The following is a 15681-nucleotide window of genomic DNA, read 5'->3' on the forward strand; positions in this document are numbered from 1 at the left end:
CCCATTGCCCTGATTTATTCAGTAAATATATCTATTGACCTAATATCATTCAGAGATGGTGACACACAAATGGTTTTGCTTTTGATGATCTCGGTCGGGTTGATCGGCGCGAATTCCCTGGTGCTCTCGCCGATCGCCGCCGAGGTGGCCGCCGGGCTGGGGCTGTCCAATCCAGCGGATGTCATGTCCGCTGCCGCAGCCTATGGCGGCGGCGTGGCGCTGTCTGCGCTGCTGCTGGCCCCGCTGGCAGACCGCATTGGCGCGGATCAGGCGCTGAAACTGTCAATGATTGTTGTTACCGCCGCGATGGGCCTCAGCGCCGCTGCGCCCAATGTCGGTTTTCTGACCGTCAGCCAGATTCTGGCCGGGGTCGGCGTCGGCATGGCCCTGCCGGCGATCTATACGATGGCCGCGCTGATGGCCCCTGCTGGGCGTGAGGCGCGCACCATCGGGATGGTGCTCACCGGCTGGACCTTGTCGATGGTCGGCGGTGTAACCTTCAGCGCCTATATCGCTGATATCTTCGGCTGGCGCATGGTCTTCACCCTGCTGTCGCTTGGCCTGTCGGTGGTGCTGATCACACTCTATCTGGTGCCCCTGCCCCTTGCACCGCGGTCCGAAAAAATCACCTCGCCCATAAGCGCCCTGCGCGTCAGCGGCATCCTTCCGGCGCTGTTTTCCGTCGGTGTCTTTGGTGTTGGGTTTTATGGGGTCTATAACTATCTCGGCACCCATATCACCGAGGTCATGGGGCGCAGTATTGCCGAAGGTGGGCGCTTTACGCTGCTTTACGGGCTGGGCTTTGGGGCCTCGATGCTGCTGGACCCGCTGCTGGATCGGGTCGGCCCGCGCAAGGCGCTCAGCGTGATTTTCCTGTTGCTGGTGCCGTTCTTTGTGGCCTGTTATTTCGCCGCGCAGTCCTTTGTGCTGTTTTCCAGCCTGATGTTTGTCTGGGGGATGATCAATCACCTTGGCCTGAACATGACGGTCGGGCGGCTGAGCCGTCTTGACCCAGACCAACGCGGCGCGATCATGGGGCTGAATTCCGCGACGATGTATTTCAGCGTCTTTGCTTCCACGCTGATGTATCGTCCGCTTTATGATGGTTGGGGGATCGAGGCCTGCCTGATCGCCTCAGGTGCCGTGGCCCTGCTGGGCGCGGCTGAGGCCTTCTGGGCGCGGGCGCGTCGGCCTGCGCCTCAGATGGTATCCTCTTAAAACTTTGACATGCGCCGCAGATGGCGCATGGCTTGCCGGGCCTGTTTTTGCGACTCTGGGCTGGCGGGCTTGCCGCTGCGTTTCTGGCTGGCGGCATCCATGCCTTTACTCAGCCCCTTGCGCAGCAATAGGTTCAGCCCCCGGCGCAGGATCATATTGATCAATTTGTTGGTGTTCATGACGCTTCCTCACATGCAAAACGACGCGATTTGCCGTGACCATACCCCCAGATTGCGCCGTTTTTAGGGCGTGGGTTCAATCTTCGAACAGCTCTGACTGCCCTTCATTCGTCTCTTCGGCAGCATCCGTGTCATCCGGCTGAAGCGGCATCGCCCCGGGCGGCAAACGGTTGTCCAGCAGCCCAGCCGCGCGCAGTTCTTTCAGACCGGGCAAATCGCGGGCGCTTTCCAGACCGAAATGATCCAAAAACTGCTGCGTGACCACAAAGGTCACTGGCCGCCCCGGCGTCATCTTGCGCCGGCCAAAGCGAATCCATTCCATGTCAAACAGCTGATCGACTGTGCCCCGGCTGACTGAAACGCCGCGAATCTCTTCGATCTCTGCCCGCGTGACCGGCTGGTGATAGGCGATGATGGCCAAAGTCTCGATCGCTGCGCGGGAAAGTTTGCGGGTTTCCACCTGCTCTTTCTGCATCAAAAACCCAAGGTCCGGCGCGGTGCGGATCGCCCAGGCATCCCCCACGCGCACAAGGCGCACGCCCCGCCCTTCATAGCGTTTGCGCAGATGCACCAGCGCCTCAGCGGCATCAGCGCCATGCGGCATGCGTGCGTTCAACTCATGCACGGTCACAGGCTCGGCGCTGGCAAAGAGAATGGCCTCGATCATCCGCTCCTGCTCGCCAATGGGCGGCGCTTCAAACAGGCTTTCTTCTGCCGGCTCTTCGGAGCTGGCATCTGTCTGCTGCGCGGTCTCGATGTTGTCTTCGCTGATCTCTTCGCTCATGGCCCACGGCGCTCCCTTGCGCGCAATTGAATGGGTTCAAATGTCCCCGACTGACGGATTTCGACCTTACCCTCTTTGGCCAACTCGAGCGAGGCGGCAAAGGTCGCTGCAGTCGCAGAGCGGCGGCGCTTGGGGTCCGCGCCCCAGCCCTCGGGGAGATAGCTAAGAATGTCTGTCCAGCTGCCGGCAAAGCCGATCAAGCCGCGCATGCGATCCAGCGCCTCTTCCATGGTGAACACCGACTCGCGGTCCATGACAAAGGGGCGGAACTCGTCCTTGGTACGCAGGCGCGCATAGCCTTGCATCAGATCCAGCAGATTGGCCGAATAGGTCACGATGCGCGTGCGAGTCACATCCTCGGGAATGCCACGGGCAAAGACATCACGGCCCAGGCGATCCCGCGCCATAAGTTTGGCGGCGGCATCGCGCATGGCTTGCAAGCGCTCCAGCTGAAAGGCCAGATGCGCCGCCAGTTCTTCGCCGCTCGGGCCTTCGTCCTCGGGGTCTGGGGGCAGCAGCAGGCGCGATTTCAGAAAGGCGAGCCAGGCGGCCATCACCAGATAGTCTGCCGCCAGTTCCAGCCGCAGCTGTTTGGCTTTTTCAACAAAAGTCAGATATTGCCGCGCGAGCTGCAGGATCGAGATTTTGCGCAGATCCACCTTTTGGGTGCGTGACAGCGTCAGCAACAGATCCAATGGGCCTTCAAAGCCATCGACATCCACAATCAACGCTTCGGCAGCCAGCCGTTCGGCCACCGCATCGCGTTTTGATTGTTCGATGAAATCGTCGGTCATGACCTATCCGTTCAGCAATGACTCAAGCTCCGCCTTGAGCGCGGCGATGTCAACACTGTCCGGGCGCTGGCGTGCCGCCAGCACCGCCTTGGCACGTGTCAGCGCCTTGCCTGTCAGGGCGCCGCTCGCGGCCGCAATCTGTTGCATCTCCTCCAGATCGCCATTGCAATGCAGCACCACATCACAGCCCGCCGCAATCGAGGCCTCGGCCCGCGCGCGCATCGTGCCGCTGAGCGCCTGCATCGAAATATCATCGGTCATGATGAGCCCATCAAAGCCAATTTGATTGCGGATCAGACCCATCATCTTGGGTGAGATCGTCGCAGGCTGTGGGTCCAGCGCCTCATAGACCAGATGTGCGGTCATGCCCATCGGCAGATCATTAAGGGCGGCAAAGGGGGCAAAATCCTGCGCCAGGTCTTCGGCAGAGGCGCTGACGCGCGGCAATTCCAAATGGCTGTCACTCTGAGCGCGACCATGGCCTGGAATGTGCTTGAGAACCGGCAGCACGCCGCCATCCAAATGCCCCTGCGCCACGGCGCGCCCAATGGCGATCACCGCATCCGGCGTGGTGCCATAACAGCGATTTTTCAAAAACGGATGTGTGGCCTCGCTCGCAACATCCACGAGCGGGGCGCAGTTGCTGTCAATGCCAAGCGCCCGCAGCTCTGCCGATTGCAGCCGCGCCCGCAAATACATCGAGCGCGCGGCGCCGTTCCCGGCCATGGCGATCTGATCAAGCGGCGGCAGCCAGTCTGCTGCCAGCGGGGGCCGCAGGCGTTGCACCCGCCCGCCTTCCTGATCAATCAGGATCGGCGCATCATGCTGGACGGTCGCGCGCAGCTCATCGCAAAGCGCGCGGATCTGATCTGCATTGTCGATATTGCGCGCAAACAGGATAAAGCCGAAGGGCTGTACCTCTTTGAAAAACTGCCGTTCCTCTGGCGAAAGCCGCAGCCCGGCGCAGCCCAGAATGGTCGCGCCAATCACCGTGTGACCACCGGGATGCAATCGGCGTTTTCGGCCTTGAGCGCCGCGCAGATACGGCGCGCGTCACTCAGGTCGGCAAACCCATGCGCGCGCAACCGATAAAACGTGCGCCCACCGCTTGAGGCCTCTTGCACCACACGCCGTTTGTCACCGAGGTAATCGCCAAAGCGGCCTTGCAATTTGTCCCATTCTGCACGCGCAATTTCGGCGCTGGCAAAGGCACCCAGTTGCACAAGCCGCGTCCCGGCGGGCAGACCGTCCGGGTTGATATCCAAGGGCAGTGCAGCGGCCTCTGTTGGGGCGGCGGCTGCCGCGGTCTGCGTGACTTCGCGCAGGTTGGTCGGGCGGGCTTTCGGGCGCAGGGACCGGCCAAGGCCACCCGCCACCACCTTGGGCTGTTTCACGGCATCGGGGGCCGCGATCTCTTCGCTTTGGGCTGCGGCCACAGCCTCGGTCACGCTTTCATCAATGCTGATGCTGTTCAGCGGTTTGGGGGCAACGATGGCCGCATTTGTACCGGGTTTGGCCGGCACTGCCGCCTCGGGCAATTTTGCGCTGCGCAGGCTGCCGCTTGGCGCATCTTCCTGCCGCAGCTTAATGGGCGGCGGCGCAAGCACCAGCCGATCGGCCGGGGCCGCAGCGGTGCCAACGGCGGCAACGCCATTGACCGACAGCCCCTGATGCGCAGCCTGAGAACCGCCGGGATCTTTGGGCTGCTCGCGCATCGGCCCTTCGATGGCGCGTACAACCGGCACGCCACTGACATCACGCACCAGCAATTTATAGCCCCAGACCCCTGCCCCGACGATCAGCGACAGCGAGACCACAGCCCCGGCCCAATTGGCCATGGTCGACAGTGATCCGCGCGCGGACGGGTCAGCGTTACGGGAGTCCGTCATTGGGAGTTCAGCCATGCTCGCCTCTCTCACAGACCGGCGAAGCTTCGCCGGGGTTGCCTTGCCTATGCCTCAACCCCGACAGTGTGCTGATTTTAGCGCATCTCCTGCGCGGGGGTTACACCCAGAATACCAAGACCGGCGGAAATAACAATGGCGACAGCCCGCGCGAGGGCGATTTTCGCCTGCGTGACAGCGGCGTTGTCTTCTTGGACAAAGCGCAGCTCTGCATTGTCTTTGCCTGCGTGGTAGAGGCTGTGCAGATCACCCGCCAGCTCATAGAGGTAAAAGGCCACGCGATGCGGCTCATGGGTGCGGCCGGCGATTTCCACCAGACGCGGCCATTCAGCCAGCTTCTTGGCCACCGCCCATTCCGCCGGGTCCGCCAGCAGCGACAGATCCGCGCCGTTCAGTGCCGCATCTGACACATCAATGCCCGCCTCTTCGGCCTTCTTCACCGCCGAACACACCCGTGCATGGGCGTATTGCACATAGAACACCGGGTTGTCCTTGGATTGCTCCAGCACCTTGTCAAAATCAAAATCCAGCGGCGCGTCATTTTTGCGGGTCAGCATCACAAAGCGGGTCACATCCGCGCCGACCTGATCGACCACATCGCGCAGGGTCACAAAGGTGCCTGCCCGTTTGGACATTTTGAAAGGCTCGCCGTTTTTGTAGAGCTTCACCAACTGCGTCAGCTTGATATCCAGCGGCACCGTGCCACCCGAGAGCGCCGACACCGCCGCCTTCATCCGTTTGACATAACCGCCGTGGTCCGCCCCGAACACGTCGATCAATTCGTCATAGCCACGCTGCACCTTGTCGTAATGATAGGCGATGTCGGGCGCAAAATAGGTCCAGGAGCCATCGGATTTCTTGACCGGGCGATCGACGTCATCGCCGTGCTCGGTGGATTTGAACAGCGTTTGTTCACGCGGTTCCCAATCCTCGGGCTTTTTGCCTTTTGGCGGCTCCAGCACGCCTTCATAGATCAGGCCCTTGCTTTCCAGCGACTGAATAGCCCCCTCGATCAGACCCGTGCCGTAAAGAGATTTTTCCGAGAAGAACTTGTCCATGGAGATATTGAGCTGCGCCAGATCTTCGCGGATCAGCCCCATCATCTTTTCGGTGGCAAAGGCGCGCACCTCAGCCAGCCAGACGGTTTCGTCTTGGCCCACATAGGCATCCCCGACCTTGTCTTTCAGGGCTTTGCCCACCGGGATCAGATAGTCGCCGGGATAGGTGCCATCCTCAAAGGCCACGTCCTGACCATGGGCCTCAAGGTAACGCAGATAGACCGAACGCGCGAGCACATCGACCTGCGCACCGCCATCGTTGATGTAATATTCGCGCGTGACGTCATAGCCAGAGAAATCCAGCAGCGCCGCCAGGGCATCCCCAAACACCGCGCCACGGGTATGACCGACATGCAGCGGCCCGGTGGGGTTGGCCGAGACATATTCGACGTTCACCCGCTTGCCCTGCCCCATGTCCGAGCGGCCGAAATCCGCGCCCGATTTGAGCACAGCGGCCACCAGATCCTGCCAGAGGACAGGCGCAAGGCGCAGGTTCAAAAAGCCGGGGCCCGCCACTTCGGCAGTCTGAATACGCGCATCCTCTGCCAGTTTCGCCGCCAGCGCATCTGCGATATCGCGCGGTTTCATCTTGGCAGGCTTGGCCAGCACCATTGCCGCATTGGTGGCCATGTCGCCATGGGCGGCATCGCGCGGCGGTTCCACCGCAACATTGACGAAATCCAGTCCTTCGGGCAGCAGCCCGTCGGCCTGCAAAGCATTCAGTTGCGCCACAACAAGCGCGCGGATCTCGGAAAACAGGTTCATCGACTATGTCCTTATGCGTTTGTCAGCGGTTTACCACTGCCAGCGCGCAGGTCAATGCGCAGCGGACTGAATGGGGATCTGCAACCCGCCCACAGGCAAGGTTCCGGTTTCTGCAAGAAACGCAATCGCTTCGGCCATATCGCTGGCCGAAGCACCGGGCACCGGGCGCAACACATTGATGCGCACATCTTTGGGGGCCCAGAGGTGGCCCATGACCTCGGTAATGCGGCAGAGCCCGGCCTCGTCGATCTGATAGGCCACCGGATCTTCGGCGCAGGCTTTGGGAATGACCGAAATCACCCGCCCTTTCGCAGCCGCCAAGCCCGAGGCGAGCCCCTGCAGCAGCGCCAGATCTGCGCTGACCAAACGCCCCTGCCGGTCATGCGGACCCAGCGGCAGCAGATCAATCAGCAAATCCAGCGGTTCATCCCCCCAGATCGCTCCAATCTGTTGAAACGGCTGCGCGGCAATCCGGCTTACTGGGAGCGGTTCAAACTGGCGCGGGTTACGGCGGGCCATAGCGATCAATTCTTCAGCGTCGCTGTCGATCAAGATCGCGCGCACGCCTGCAGATTGGAACAGCGGCAACAACCGCCATCCCAAATCGGTGGCCGCCCCGGCGACGATCACAATTTTCCCGGCCAAACGGTGCATGAAGACACCCTGTCAATGCAGAACCCGCTGACACCTACTGTCCTTTGGTAAAAAAAGCACGCCCTTAGAGCGGGAGTTTTTCGCCGGTCAGACGCTCAAATTCCGTCAGCGCAAAACGATCAGTCATACCAGCAATATAATCGGAAACCTTGCGCGCGACATCAGTTTCATCCGGGAGTTGTTTGATGTCATTTTCCCAAGCACCGGGCAAAAGATCGACCCGCTCCATGAACAGCGGAAACAGCGTTTCGACAACCCGTGTGACCTGCGCCCTTTTTTCCATCACAGATGGGGCACGATACATGCGCGAGAATAGAAATTTTCGGATAACATCCAGCTGCTCAAGCACCGCCGGAGAAAAGGCTATCACCGGCGCGCCGAAGTCGCGAATATCCTGGACTTTGCTTGCGCCACAATCCTCTAGCAGCGCGCGCGATGTATCGATGACATCAGCCACCATGACCCCAAAGACACGGCGCAGCGCCTCGTGGCGACGGCGGTTCGCATCCAATGCCGGATAGGCCTCATCGACCGCAGCAAAGGCCGCGTCAATCATCGGCAGCTGCGCAATATCCTGATCCGTGAACAGACCGGCACGCAGCCCATCCTGCAAGTCATGGTTGTTGTAGGCGATATCATCGGCCAATGCGGCAACCTGCGCCTCGGCGCTGGCGTGGCTGTGCAGCTCCAGATCGTGCAGTTCATTATAGGCCTCAAGCGCGTAGGGAATCGCCCCCAAGACCGGCCCATTATGTTTGGCGATGCCTTCCAGGCATTCCCAGGTCAGGTTCAAACCGTCAAATTCGGCATAGTGACGCTCTAGCGAGGTGACGATCTTGACCGCCTGCGCATTGTGGTCAAAGCCGCCAAAGGGCTGCATCAAGAGATCAAGCGCATCTTCACCCGTATGCCCAAAAGGCGTGTGCCCCAGATCATGCGCCAAGGCGACAGCTTCGGTGATCTCCTGGTTCAGCCCCAAAGCCCCCGAGATCGTGCGCGCCACCTGCGCCACCTCGATCGAATGGGTCAGCCGCGTGCGGTAATAATCGCCTTCATGCTCGACAAAAACCTGCGTCTTATGCTTGAGACGGCGAAAGGCGCTGGAATGGATAATCCGGTCTCGATCCCGCTGAAAGCAGGAGCGAAACGCGCTTTCCTCTTCGAGCACCCGCCGCCCACGGGCATCTTTGGGATCAGAGGCATAAGGCGCATTCATCATTCTTATCCTTGAGACCAGTGCTGTCTGAACATATATTGCACTCTGCTAAGAACATCGACCGGGTGCAACCGCCCAATTGCCTGTCAGGAGTGACCATGCAGCTTCCGCCGAAAGTAACCGACCGTGCCTTTGAGCGTCTCGCCGAGATTGGTGCCGGTGATCAGGGCCAAGCGCTGCGCGTCGCTGTTGAAGGCGGCGGCTGTTCCGGCTTTCAGTATGAGATCAAACTGGACAGCCCGTCTGACGATGATCTGGTGCTGGAAGGCAACGGGCAAAAAGTGGTGGTGGACAGCGTTTCCCTGCCGTTTCTGGCCAATGCGGTGATTGATTTCACCGAAGAGCTGATCGGGGCCCGCTTTGTCATCGAAAACCCGAATGCCACCGCGTCCTGCGGCTGCGGCACCAGCTTCTCCATGTAAGTCTCAGCGCGCGGCGTAATCCGCAAAGCTGCGCATCAGGGCCTCGGTCTGGGCGCGAAACGTGTTTTTGGACAGCATGGACATCAGCTTGTAGGTGCCCTGCAGTTTCATCTGCATATCGACCGTCCACAGGGTGCGCCCCCCGTCCACGTCAGTGAAGCGATTGCGCGAAATACTGGCCGACTGCATTGACACATACGACACCGTAAAGCTGCGCGGCAGGTCGCGGTCCAAAATGGTTTCGATCATGTGAAACCGCTGCTCGCCGACCTGAAAGGTCAGCTGCGTGGTCGCCCCGACGGTGCCGGGCGTGCCATCAAGTGGAACGTGGCCCACAAACCCCGGCTGCCAGCGCCGCCGCGTGTCATGGGTTGTCAGCATCTCGACCACGCGGTCGCGATGCAGGTCAATTTCCATTTCCACCGAGTAATTCATGTCGTCCCCTCAATTCGTCTTGAGCGTCCCGCGCGTTGCCGCCATAGTCGCGCCATGAAAATCGCGAGCTTCAACATCAACGGGATCAAAGCCCGTATCAATGCCTTACCCGAGTGGTTGACCGAAGCCCAGCCAGATGTGGTGGTGCTGCAAGAAATCAAATCCGTGGATGAGGCTTTTCCGCGCGAGATCCTTGAGGATCTGGGCTATCAGGTGGAAACCCACGGACAGAAAAGTTTCAACGGCGTGGCCATCCTGTCCAAGCTGCCGCTTGAGGATATCAGCCGCGGCCTGCCGGGGGATGACAGCGACGAACAGGCACGCTGGATCGAAGCCACCGTTATGGGCGACGTGCCGATCCGTGTTTGCGGTCTCTACCTGCCCAATGGCAACCCGGTGCCGGGCCCAAAATATGATTACAAACTGGCCTGGATGGCGCGGATGCACGCCCATGCGCAGACCCTTCTGGAACGTGAAGAACCTTTCCTAATGGCCGGAGATTACAACATTATTCCGCAGGATGAAGACGCCCGCCGCCCCGAAGCTTGGCAGGAGGACGCGCTGGCGCGCCCCGAAAGCCGCGCCGCTTATCGCCGGCTTTTGAACCTTGGGTTTACCGAAGCTTTCCGTGCCCGCACGCTTGGGCCGGGGCATTATTCCTTTTGGGATTATCAAGCCGGGGCCTGGAACCGCGATGACGGCATCCGCATTGATCACTTTTTGCTCAGCCCGCAATGCGCGGATCTGCTGCTGGACTGCCAGATCGACAAAGATGTGCGCGGCCGCGAAAAACCCAGCGATCATGTGCCCATTTGGGTGGAATTGGCGGCGTAACTAGGCCGCCTCGCGCGTGACGTCGTGCTGGTAAATCCAGTCAAACTGCCCTGTCAGACGTCGCGGTGCCACGGTGCTGAGTGTCCGCATGGCCGTATGCGCGGCCCATCTGAGCGGCGGAAACGACAGGTGATATTTCCAGGCATTGCCATTGGCGGTATCGACAATCTTTGAAACGCGCTCAAATCGTCGCTGCTGATAAAGCGCCAGCCCGGCAGCCCTATCATCCACCTGACTCAGGCTGTCCACCAGCACCCAGGCATCTTCGATGGCCATGACTGCCCCCTGCGCCATGAACGGCAAGGTCGGATGCGCCGCATCCCCCAGCAGCACCACATTGTCCTGATGCCAACGCGGGGCCACCGGGTGGCGAAACAGCCCCCAAAGGCCAGTGGCTTTCACCTCAGCCAGCATCGCGGGCACCGCCCCGCCGAAATCGGCAAAGGCCGCGCGCATATTGTCTGGCGAATCGCGCAAGGCCCAGCCTTCCTCTACCCAATGGCTGCGCTCCTGCACTGCGACCAGATTGACCAGGCGACCGCCGCGCAGCGGATAGCTCACCAGATGGCGTTTCGGTCCCATGTGGATCTGCGCAACATTTGGGTGATCAAAGCGATTGGGCACCGTCGCCCGCCAGGCGCATTGGCCGGTAAAGAAGGGCGCAGATGTCCCATTGAGCACGCCGCGCGCCACCGAATGCAGCCCATCTGCCGCCACCACCAGATCGGCAATCAATTCGGCACCATTGGCCAGCATCACTTTGGGGCGGGGCCCCGGCACGACGGTTTTGGCCTTTTGCAACAGGCGGAGTTTCACGCCGATCCCCCGACAGGCCGCGGCCAGCCGGTCGATCAAATCGGCGCGATGCATAAACAGATGTGCGCCCGTCGCGTCACCGCCAACATCGATGCGTGCCACGGTCATTCCGGCGCGGTAATCACGCAATTCAACGGCTTTGGCTGCGACGCCCAGTTGGCGCATATCCTCCCCCAGACCAAGCGCATCCAGGACACGCAGGCCATTGGGGCTGATCTGCAAACCCGCGCCCACTTCGCTGATGGTTTCGGCCTGTTCCAGAACGGTGACAGAGGCCCCGCGATGCGCAAAGGCCAGCGCGGTTGTCAGCCCGCCAATGCCACCACCGATGACCGCAATATGCATACCCAAAAGACTCATAGGCCCCTTTTGGAACGAAAAACGCCGAGACAAAAGCCCCGGCGCATTCATATTCGGTCTGACACGCGCGAATTAATCGTCGCGATGCACCTTTTCACGGCGCTCGTGACGCTCTTGCGCCTCAAGTGTCATGGTCGCAATCGGCCGTGCATCCAGACGTTTCAGCGAAATCGGCTCACCGGTTTTCTCGCAGTAGCCGTATTCGCCCTCGTCGATACGGCGCAGTGCGGCATCAATTTTGGCAACCAGCTTGCGCTGGCGATCCCGGGTGCGCAGCTCGAGCGCGCGGTCGGTCTCTTCGCTGGCCCGGTCGGCAATGTCGGGAATCGCCCGTGTGTTATCTTGCAGGCCTTCGATGGTGTCGCGGCTGTCGGCAACCAGGTCTTGCTTCCAGTCATTCAACTTGCGACGAAAGTATTCCAACTGCCGTTCATTCATGAACGGTTCATCATCCGCGGGACGGTAATCATCCGGCAGGAAGGTTTCAGCTTTCATTTCCGCTCCCTCTCAATGGGCAGGTTCAAGTTCGAAATTCACTTGTCCCTGTCTCCCGTAGCGGGGATGTATCTCAGTGATTGCAGATTGTCACTACCCCTTACGTCGCATTGCAGCGAATTTCGCTTCACGTTACGTTGACGCCACGATTGAGCGCAGCAGGACCAAAAATGAAGTTTGAAGGCACGCAGAATTACATCTCAACCGCTGATCTTACGATCGCCGTGAACGCAGCCGTCACGCTGGAGCGCCCCCTGCTGGTCAAAGGTGAGCCGGGCACAGGCAAGACAGAATTGGCCAAACAGGTGGCCGACGGCCTGGGCCTGCGCTTGATCGAGTGGAACATCAAATCCACCACCAAAGCCCAGCAGGGCCTTTATGAATATGACGCCGTCAGCCGCCTGCGCGACAGCCAATTGGGTGAGGCGCGCGTGCATGATGTCAAGAATTACATCCGCAAGGGCAAGCTCTGGGAGGCCTTTGACGCGGATGAAAAGCTTGTGCTGCTGATTGATGAAATCGACAAGGCCGACATTGAATTCCCCAATGACCTTCTGCAGGAACTCGATAAAATGGCGTTCCACGTCTATGAGACCGGGGAAACGATCACCGCCAAACATCGCCCGGTCATCATCATCACCTCAAACAATGAAAAAGAGCTGCCAGACGCCTTTCTGCGGCGCTGTTTTTTCCACTACATCACCTTTCCAGATCCGGAAACGATGAAGGCCATCGTGCGGGTGCATCATCCCAATATCAAAGAGGCGCTGCTGACCGCGGCATTGACCGAATTTTACGACATCCGCGAGACGCGCGGACTCAAGAAAAAACCCTCCACCAGCGAGGTGATTGACTGGCTCAAGCTGCTGCTGGCCGAAGACCTCTCGCCCGAAGATTTGAAACGCGATGGTGCCAATATTCTGCCCAAGCTGCATGGCGCGCTTTTGAAGAATGAGCAGGACGTTCAGCTGTTTGAACGCCTTGCGTTTATGGCGCGGGCCAAACGCTGATGCTGACACGGACAACCCGAATTGTTCTGGCCACGAGCCTGCTTCTGGCAGCCTGTTCACCCGCAAGCGCACCGCCCCCGATCGCGGGCGCGACCGTTGCCGAGACCAGCTTGCCGCCCGTCAAAAGCTTTCGCGCCGCCGCTGCCGCCCCCACGGAACGCGCCAACAGCGACATTGCGCGCGATTTCCTGGACCTCAGTTTTGCCTTGGAAAGCGGGCGCAACCTGCCGGTGCTGACCCGCTTTGATGAGCCGATCACCGTCAAGCTCACCGGGCGCAACACGCCGATCCTGCGCAATGATCTGGCGCAGCTTTTGGCGCGGCTGCGCACCGAAGCGAAAATTGACATTCGGCAGGTCAGCGAGGGCCGGGCCAGCATCACGATCGAGGCTGTGGCCAAACGCGACATCCGCCGCGCCCTGCCCCATGCGGCCTGTTTCGTTGTGCCCAACGTCAGCAGCCTGGCGGAGTACCGCCGCGCAAGGGGGGCCGCCCGCACCGACTGGGCCGCGCTGCGCAGCCGCGAGCAGTTGGCGATTTTCCTGCCCTATGACACCAGCCCGCAGGACATGCGCGACTGCCTGCACGAAGAACTGGCGCAGGCCATAGGCCCGCTCAACGACCTTTATCGTCTGGATGACAGCGTCTTTAACGATGACAATTTCCATGCGGTGCTGACCGGCTTTGATATGCTGATCTTGCGCGCGTATTACGATCCGATGTTGGCCAATGGCATGACCCGCACGCAGGTCGCCGCGCGTCTGCCCGCCATTCTGAGCCGCCTCAACCCCGGCGGGGATGCGCGCCCCGTCCGCCTGCGCGGAGAAACCAGTCGCGCATGGATCGACGCCATTCAAAACGCGCTTGGGCCCAGCGGCACAGGCGGCAAACGCCTATCGCACGCCACCCGCGCGCTGAGCATTGCGCAGACTGCAGGCTGGAATGATCATCGCCTTGCCTTCAGTCACTACGCGCTGGCGCGTCTTTATCAGGGGCAAGATGGCGCGCGCTCAAACCATCACTACCGCGCCGCCGCCCGCGCCTTTGAAACCAGCGCGCCGGCTGGGCCGCATCTGGCGATTGTCTCAACGCAACTTGCCGCTTATGCGCTCAGCGATAACAAACCCGGCGATGCCTTGACCCTGATCGAGGCCAGCCTGCCCGCCGCCTACGAATATGAAAACGCGGTGCAGCTGGCGTCTCTGCTGATGCTGAAATCCGAAGCGCTTTCGGCACTGGGACGCGAGACCGAAGCGGATGCCGCGCGGCTGGACAGTCTGGGCTGGGCGCGCTACGGCTTTGGCCCCGATTGGGCGGTGCGCGCCAAGCTGCGCGAGGTCGCCTCGCTCAATCCTAAGAACAGGAGCTTCTGACCCTCATGATCGTAATTATCGCAGCGCTGCTTGGCGCGTTGATCGGCACCACCACCGCCAAACGTCGCGGCGGCCGCCTGCCCGACATCCTGCAATATGCCGTTGGCTATGCGCTGGCTTTCACAGTGGCGGGCGTCATCCTGACGCTGGTGATCGAAAAATCGCTGACCTAACCCATGTTTCAGCCGCTGTTTGACAACCTGAGGCAAGCGGGCGTGCCTGTCAGCCTGCGCGAATATCTGGGGTTTCTGTCAGCGTTGAAAACCGGCCTGGTCACATATGACACCGAGGCCTTTTATTATCTTGCCCGCACCATCATGGTGAAGGACGAGCGCAACCTGGATAAGTTTGATCGCGCCTTTGCCGCAACCTTTGAAGGCTTGGGCGAAATCAGCGCCGAAAATGTGCTGGACGCGCTCGACCTGCCCGAAGACTGGCTGCGCAAGATCGCCGAAAAACATTTGAGCGATGCCGAAAAGGCCGAGATCGAGGCTTTGGGCGGGTTTGACGCGCTGATGGACACTTTGCGCGAACGGCTGAAAGAACAGCAGGGCCGCCACCAGGGGGGCAACAAATGGATCGGCACAGCCGGCACCAGCCCCTTTGGGGCCTACGGCTATAACCCAGAAGGCGTGCGCATCGGCCAGACCGAAAGCCGCCACCAACGTGCGGTCAAAGTCTGGGACAAACGTCAGTTTCGCAATCTGGACGACAATGTTGAACTGGGCACCCGCAACATCAAGGTCGCGCTGAAACGGTTGCGCCGCTGGGCGCGGGACGGTGCGGCAGTTGAATTGGATCTGGACGGGACCATTCGCGCCACGGCCGAACATGGGTATCTGGATGTGCAAACCCGGCCCGAGCGGCGCAATGCTGTCAAAGTCCTGCTTTTCTTAGATGTCGGCGGCTCGATGGATGCGCATATCAAAGTGGTGGAAGAGCTGTTTTCTGCGGCGCGCGCGGAATTCAAGCACATGGAATATTTCTATTTCCACAACTGCCTTTATGACGGCCTCTGGCGCGACAATGCCCGCCGCTGGGACGCGCAGACCCCCACCTGGGATGTGTTGCGCACCTATGGCAGCGATTACAAATGCATCTTTGTTGGCGATGCCTCGATGTCGCCATATGAAATCGCCTATGCGGGCGGGGCCAGCGAATTTTGGAATGAAGAGCCCGGGCAAACCTGGCTTGAGCGCGCGCGGACCCAATGGCCAGATCACCTATGGATCAACCCGGTGCCAGAACCCCATTGGCCCTATACCAAGTCCATCCAAATGATCCGCGACATCTTTGAAGATCGTATGGTGCCCATGACTTTGGCAGGGCTGGAGCGCGGCATGCGCGAATTGGCCCGCTGACCC

18 protein-coding genes are annotated in these 15681 nt (G+C 60.3%); 7 read left to right on the forward strand and 11 right to left on the reverse strand.

Translation table 11 applies throughout. The annotated features are described in order from the left end of the window. Positions 1-69: 69 nt before the first annotated feature. Entirely contained in the window at positions 70-1218 is a 1149-nt protein-coding gene (locus N6L24_RS03555; RefSeq protein ID WP_271843255.1) for an MFS transporter, read from the forward strand. Here N6L24_RS03555 and N6L24_RS03560 read toward each other — a convergent pair. The 8 genes from N6L24_RS03560 to N6L24_RS03595 all read right to left on the reverse strand — a co-directional run bounded on the left by N6L24_RS03560 (position 1215) and on the right by N6L24_RS03595 (position 8575). Continuing rightward, positions 1215-1397 (reverse strand): hypothetical protein, encoded by a 183-nt coding sequence (locus N6L24_RS03560; protein ID WP_271843256.1) that lies wholly within the window; start codon positions 1395-1397, stop codon positions 1215-1217. The two genes, N6L24_RS03555 and N6L24_RS03560, sit on opposite strands and share 4 nt — an antisense overlap. A gap of 76 nt (positions 1398-1473) precedes the next feature. After that, positions 1474-2181 carry an SMC-Scp complex subunit ScpB gene (gene scpB, locus N6L24_RS03565; protein WP_271843257.1) on the reverse strand — a complete coding sequence of 236 codons (708 nt, stop codon included), beginning with the start codon at positions 2179-2181 and terminating at the stop codon, positions 1474-1476. Continuing rightward, positions 2178-2975 carry a segregation and condensation protein A gene (locus tag N6L24_RS03570; protein ID WP_271843258.1) on the reverse strand — a complete coding sequence of 266 codons (798 nt, stop codon included), beginning with the start codon at positions 2973-2975 and terminating at the stop codon, positions 2178-2180. The genes scpB and N6L24_RS03570 overlap by 4 nt, the downstream gene beginning before the upstream one ends. Before the next feature lie 3 nt (positions 2976-2978). Further along, positions 2979-3965, reverse strand: coding sequence for a beta-N-acetylhexosaminidase (gene nagZ / locus N6L24_RS03575; protein WP_271843259.1), 987 nt, complete (start codon positions 3963-3965; stop codon positions 2979-2981). Beyond that, positions 3962-4879: an SPOR domain-containing protein gene (locus tag N6L24_RS03580; RefSeq protein ID WP_271843260.1), complete on the reverse strand. Its 918-nt coding sequence runs from the start codon at positions 4877-4879 to the stop codon at positions 3962-3964. The genes nagZ and N6L24_RS03580 overlap by 4 nt, the downstream gene beginning before the upstream one ends. 77 nt (positions 4880-4956) lie before the next feature. Beyond that, positions 4957-6702 carry an arginine--tRNA ligase gene (gene argS / locus N6L24_RS03585; protein ID WP_271843261.1) on the reverse strand — a complete coding sequence of 582 codons (1746 nt, stop codon included), beginning with the start codon at positions 6700-6702 and terminating at the stop codon, positions 4957-4959. 51 nt (positions 6703-6753) lie between these two features. Continuing rightward, complete coding sequence (locus tag N6L24_RS03590) at positions 6754-7356, reverse strand: hypothetical protein (protein WP_271843262.1); 603 nt, start codon at positions 7354-7356, stop codon at positions 6754-6756. Between the two features lie 64 nt (positions 7357-7420). Continuing rightward, positions 7421-8575: a deoxyguanosinetriphosphate triphosphohydrolase gene (locus N6L24_RS03595; RefSeq protein ID WP_271843263.1), complete on the reverse strand. Its 1155-nt coding sequence runs from the start codon at positions 8573-8575 to the stop codon at positions 7421-7423. Positions 8576-8670: 95 nt separating this feature from the next. On the opposite strand from N6L24_RS03595, the gene N6L24_RS03600 reads away from it, so the two are divergent. Continuing rightward, positions 8671-8994 (forward strand): HesB/IscA family protein, encoded by a 324-nt coding sequence (locus N6L24_RS03600; RefSeq protein ID WP_271843264.1) that lies wholly within the window; start codon positions 8671-8673, stop codon positions 8992-8994. A gap of 3 nt (positions 8995-8997) precedes the next feature. On the opposite strand, the gene N6L24_RS03605 is transcribed toward N6L24_RS03600, so the two are convergent. Next, on the reverse strand, positions 8998-9429 hold the full coding sequence (locus tag N6L24_RS03605) for an SRPBCC family protein (protein ID WP_271843265.1): 432 nt from the start codon (positions 9427-9429) through the stop codon (positions 8998-9000). A gap of 54 nt (positions 9430-9483) precedes the next feature. On the opposite strand from N6L24_RS03605, the gene xth reads away from it, so the two are divergent. Beyond that, complete coding sequence (gene xth / locus N6L24_RS03610) at positions 9484-10263, forward strand: exodeoxyribonuclease III (RefSeq protein WP_271843266.1); 780 nt, start codon at positions 9484-9486, stop codon at positions 10261-10263. Here xth and N6L24_RS03615 read toward each other — a convergent pair whose 3' ends face one another. Then, complete coding sequence (locus N6L24_RS03615) at positions 10264-11439, reverse strand: FAD-dependent monooxygenase (protein WP_271843267.1); 1176 nt, start codon at positions 11437-11439, stop codon at positions 10264-10266. 72 nt (positions 11440-11511) lie between these two features. After that, positions 11512-11934, reverse strand: a complete 423-nt coding sequence (dksA, locus tag N6L24_RS03620; protein ID WP_271843268.1) for an RNA polymerase-binding protein DksA — start codon at positions 11932-11934, stop codon at positions 11512-11514. A gap of 170 nt (positions 11935-12104) precedes the next feature. Between dksA and N6L24_RS03625 the strand changes: the two genes are divergently transcribed. The 4 genes from N6L24_RS03625 to N6L24_RS03640 are packed head-to-tail and all read left to right on the forward strand — an operon-like array spanning position 12105 to position 15678. Then, positions 12105-12944: an AAA family ATPase gene (locus N6L24_RS03625; RefSeq protein ID WP_271843269.1), complete on the forward strand. Its 840-nt coding sequence runs from the start codon at positions 12105-12107 to the stop codon at positions 12942-12944. Continuing rightward, entirely contained in the window at positions 12944-14317 is a 1374-nt protein-coding gene (locus N6L24_RS03630; protein WP_271843270.1) for a DUF2927 domain-containing protein, read from the forward strand. Before N6L24_RS03625 ends, N6L24_RS03630 begins: the two co-directional genes overlap by 1 nt. A gap of 5 nt (positions 14318-14322) precedes the next feature. Beyond that, entirely contained in the window at positions 14323-14490 is a 168-nt protein-coding gene (locus N6L24_RS03635; protein ID WP_271843271.1) for a hypothetical protein, read from the forward strand. Positions 14491-14493: 3 nt separating this feature from the next. Next, entirely contained in the window at positions 14494-15678 is a 1185-nt protein-coding gene (locus tag N6L24_RS03640; RefSeq protein ID WP_271843272.1) for a vWA domain-containing protein, read from the forward strand. The last annotated feature ends 3 nt before the right edge of the window (positions 15679-15681 follow it).

It is taken from the genome of Cognatishimia sp. SS12 (genome assembly GCF_028369055.1).
Lineage (GTDB): Bacteria > Pseudomonadota > Alphaproteobacteria > Rhodobacterales > Rhodobacteraceae > Cognatishimia.

Excerpts from the sequence above, each read along its gene's own strand:
- N6L24_RS03615 (WP_271843267.1), bottom strand. The coding sequence starts at position 11,439 with ATGAGTCTTTTGGGTATGCATATTGCGGTCATCGGTGGTGGCATTGGC.
- N6L24_RS03555 (WP_271843255.1), top strand. The coding sequence starts at position 70 with ATGGTTTTGCTTTTGATGATCTCGGTCGGGTTGATCGGCGCGAATTCC.
- N6L24_RS03635 (WP_271843271.1), top strand. The coding sequence starts at position 14,323 with ATGATCGTAATTATCGCAGCGCTGCTTGGCGCGTTGATCGGCACCACC.
- scpB (WP_271843257.1), bottom strand. The coding sequence starts at position 2,181 with ATGAGCGAAGAGATCAGCGAAGACAACATCGAGACCGCGCAGCAGACA.
- N6L24_RS03595 (WP_271843263.1), bottom strand. The coding sequence starts at position 8,575 with ATGATGAATGCGCCTTATGCCTCTGATCCCAAAGATGCCCGTGGGCGG.
- N6L24_RS03570 (WP_271843258.1), bottom strand. The coding sequence starts at position 2,975 with ATGACCGACGATTTCATCGAACAATCAAAACGCGATGCGGTGGCCGAA.
- N6L24_RS03590 (WP_271843262.1), bottom strand. The coding sequence starts at position 7,356 with ATGCACCGTTTGGCCGGGAAAATTGTGATCGTCGCCGGGGCGGCCACC.
- N6L24_RS03605 (WP_271843265.1), bottom strand. The coding sequence starts at position 9,429 with ATGAATTACTCGGTGGAAATGGAAATTGACCTGCATCGCGACCGCGTG.
- xth (WP_271843266.1), top strand. The coding sequence starts at position 9,484 with ATGAAAATCGCGAGCTTCAACATCAACGGGATCAAAGCCCGTATCAAT.
- dksA (WP_271843268.1), bottom strand. The coding sequence starts at position 11,934 with ATGAAAGCTGAAACCTTCCTGCCGGATGATTACCGTCCCGCGGATGAT.
- N6L24_RS03560 (WP_271843256.1), bottom strand. The coding sequence starts at position 1,397 with ATGAACACCAACAAATTGATCAATATGATCCTGCGCCGGGGGCTGAAC.
- N6L24_RS03640 (WP_271843272.1), top strand. The coding sequence starts at position 14,494 with ATGTTTCAGCCGCTGTTTGACAACCTGAGGCAAGCGGGCGTGCCTGTC.
- N6L24_RS03625 (WP_271843269.1), top strand. The coding sequence starts at position 12,105 with ATGAAGTTTGAAGGCACGCAGAATTACATCTCAACCGCTGATCTTACG.
- N6L24_RS03600 (WP_271843264.1), top strand. The coding sequence starts at position 8,671 with ATGCAGCTTCCGCCGAAAGTAACCGACCGTGCCTTTGAGCGTCTCGCC.
- N6L24_RS03580 (WP_271843260.1), bottom strand. The coding sequence starts at position 4,879 with ATGGCTGAACTCCCAATGACGGACTCCCGTAACGCTGACCCGTCCGCG.
- N6L24_RS03630 (WP_271843270.1), top strand. The coding sequence starts at position 12,944 with ATGCTGACACGGACAACCCGAATTGTTCTGGCCACGAGCCTGCTTCTG.
- argS (WP_271843261.1), bottom strand. The coding sequence starts at position 6,702 with ATGAACCTGTTTTCCGAGATCCGCGCGCTTGTTGTGGCGCAACTGAAT.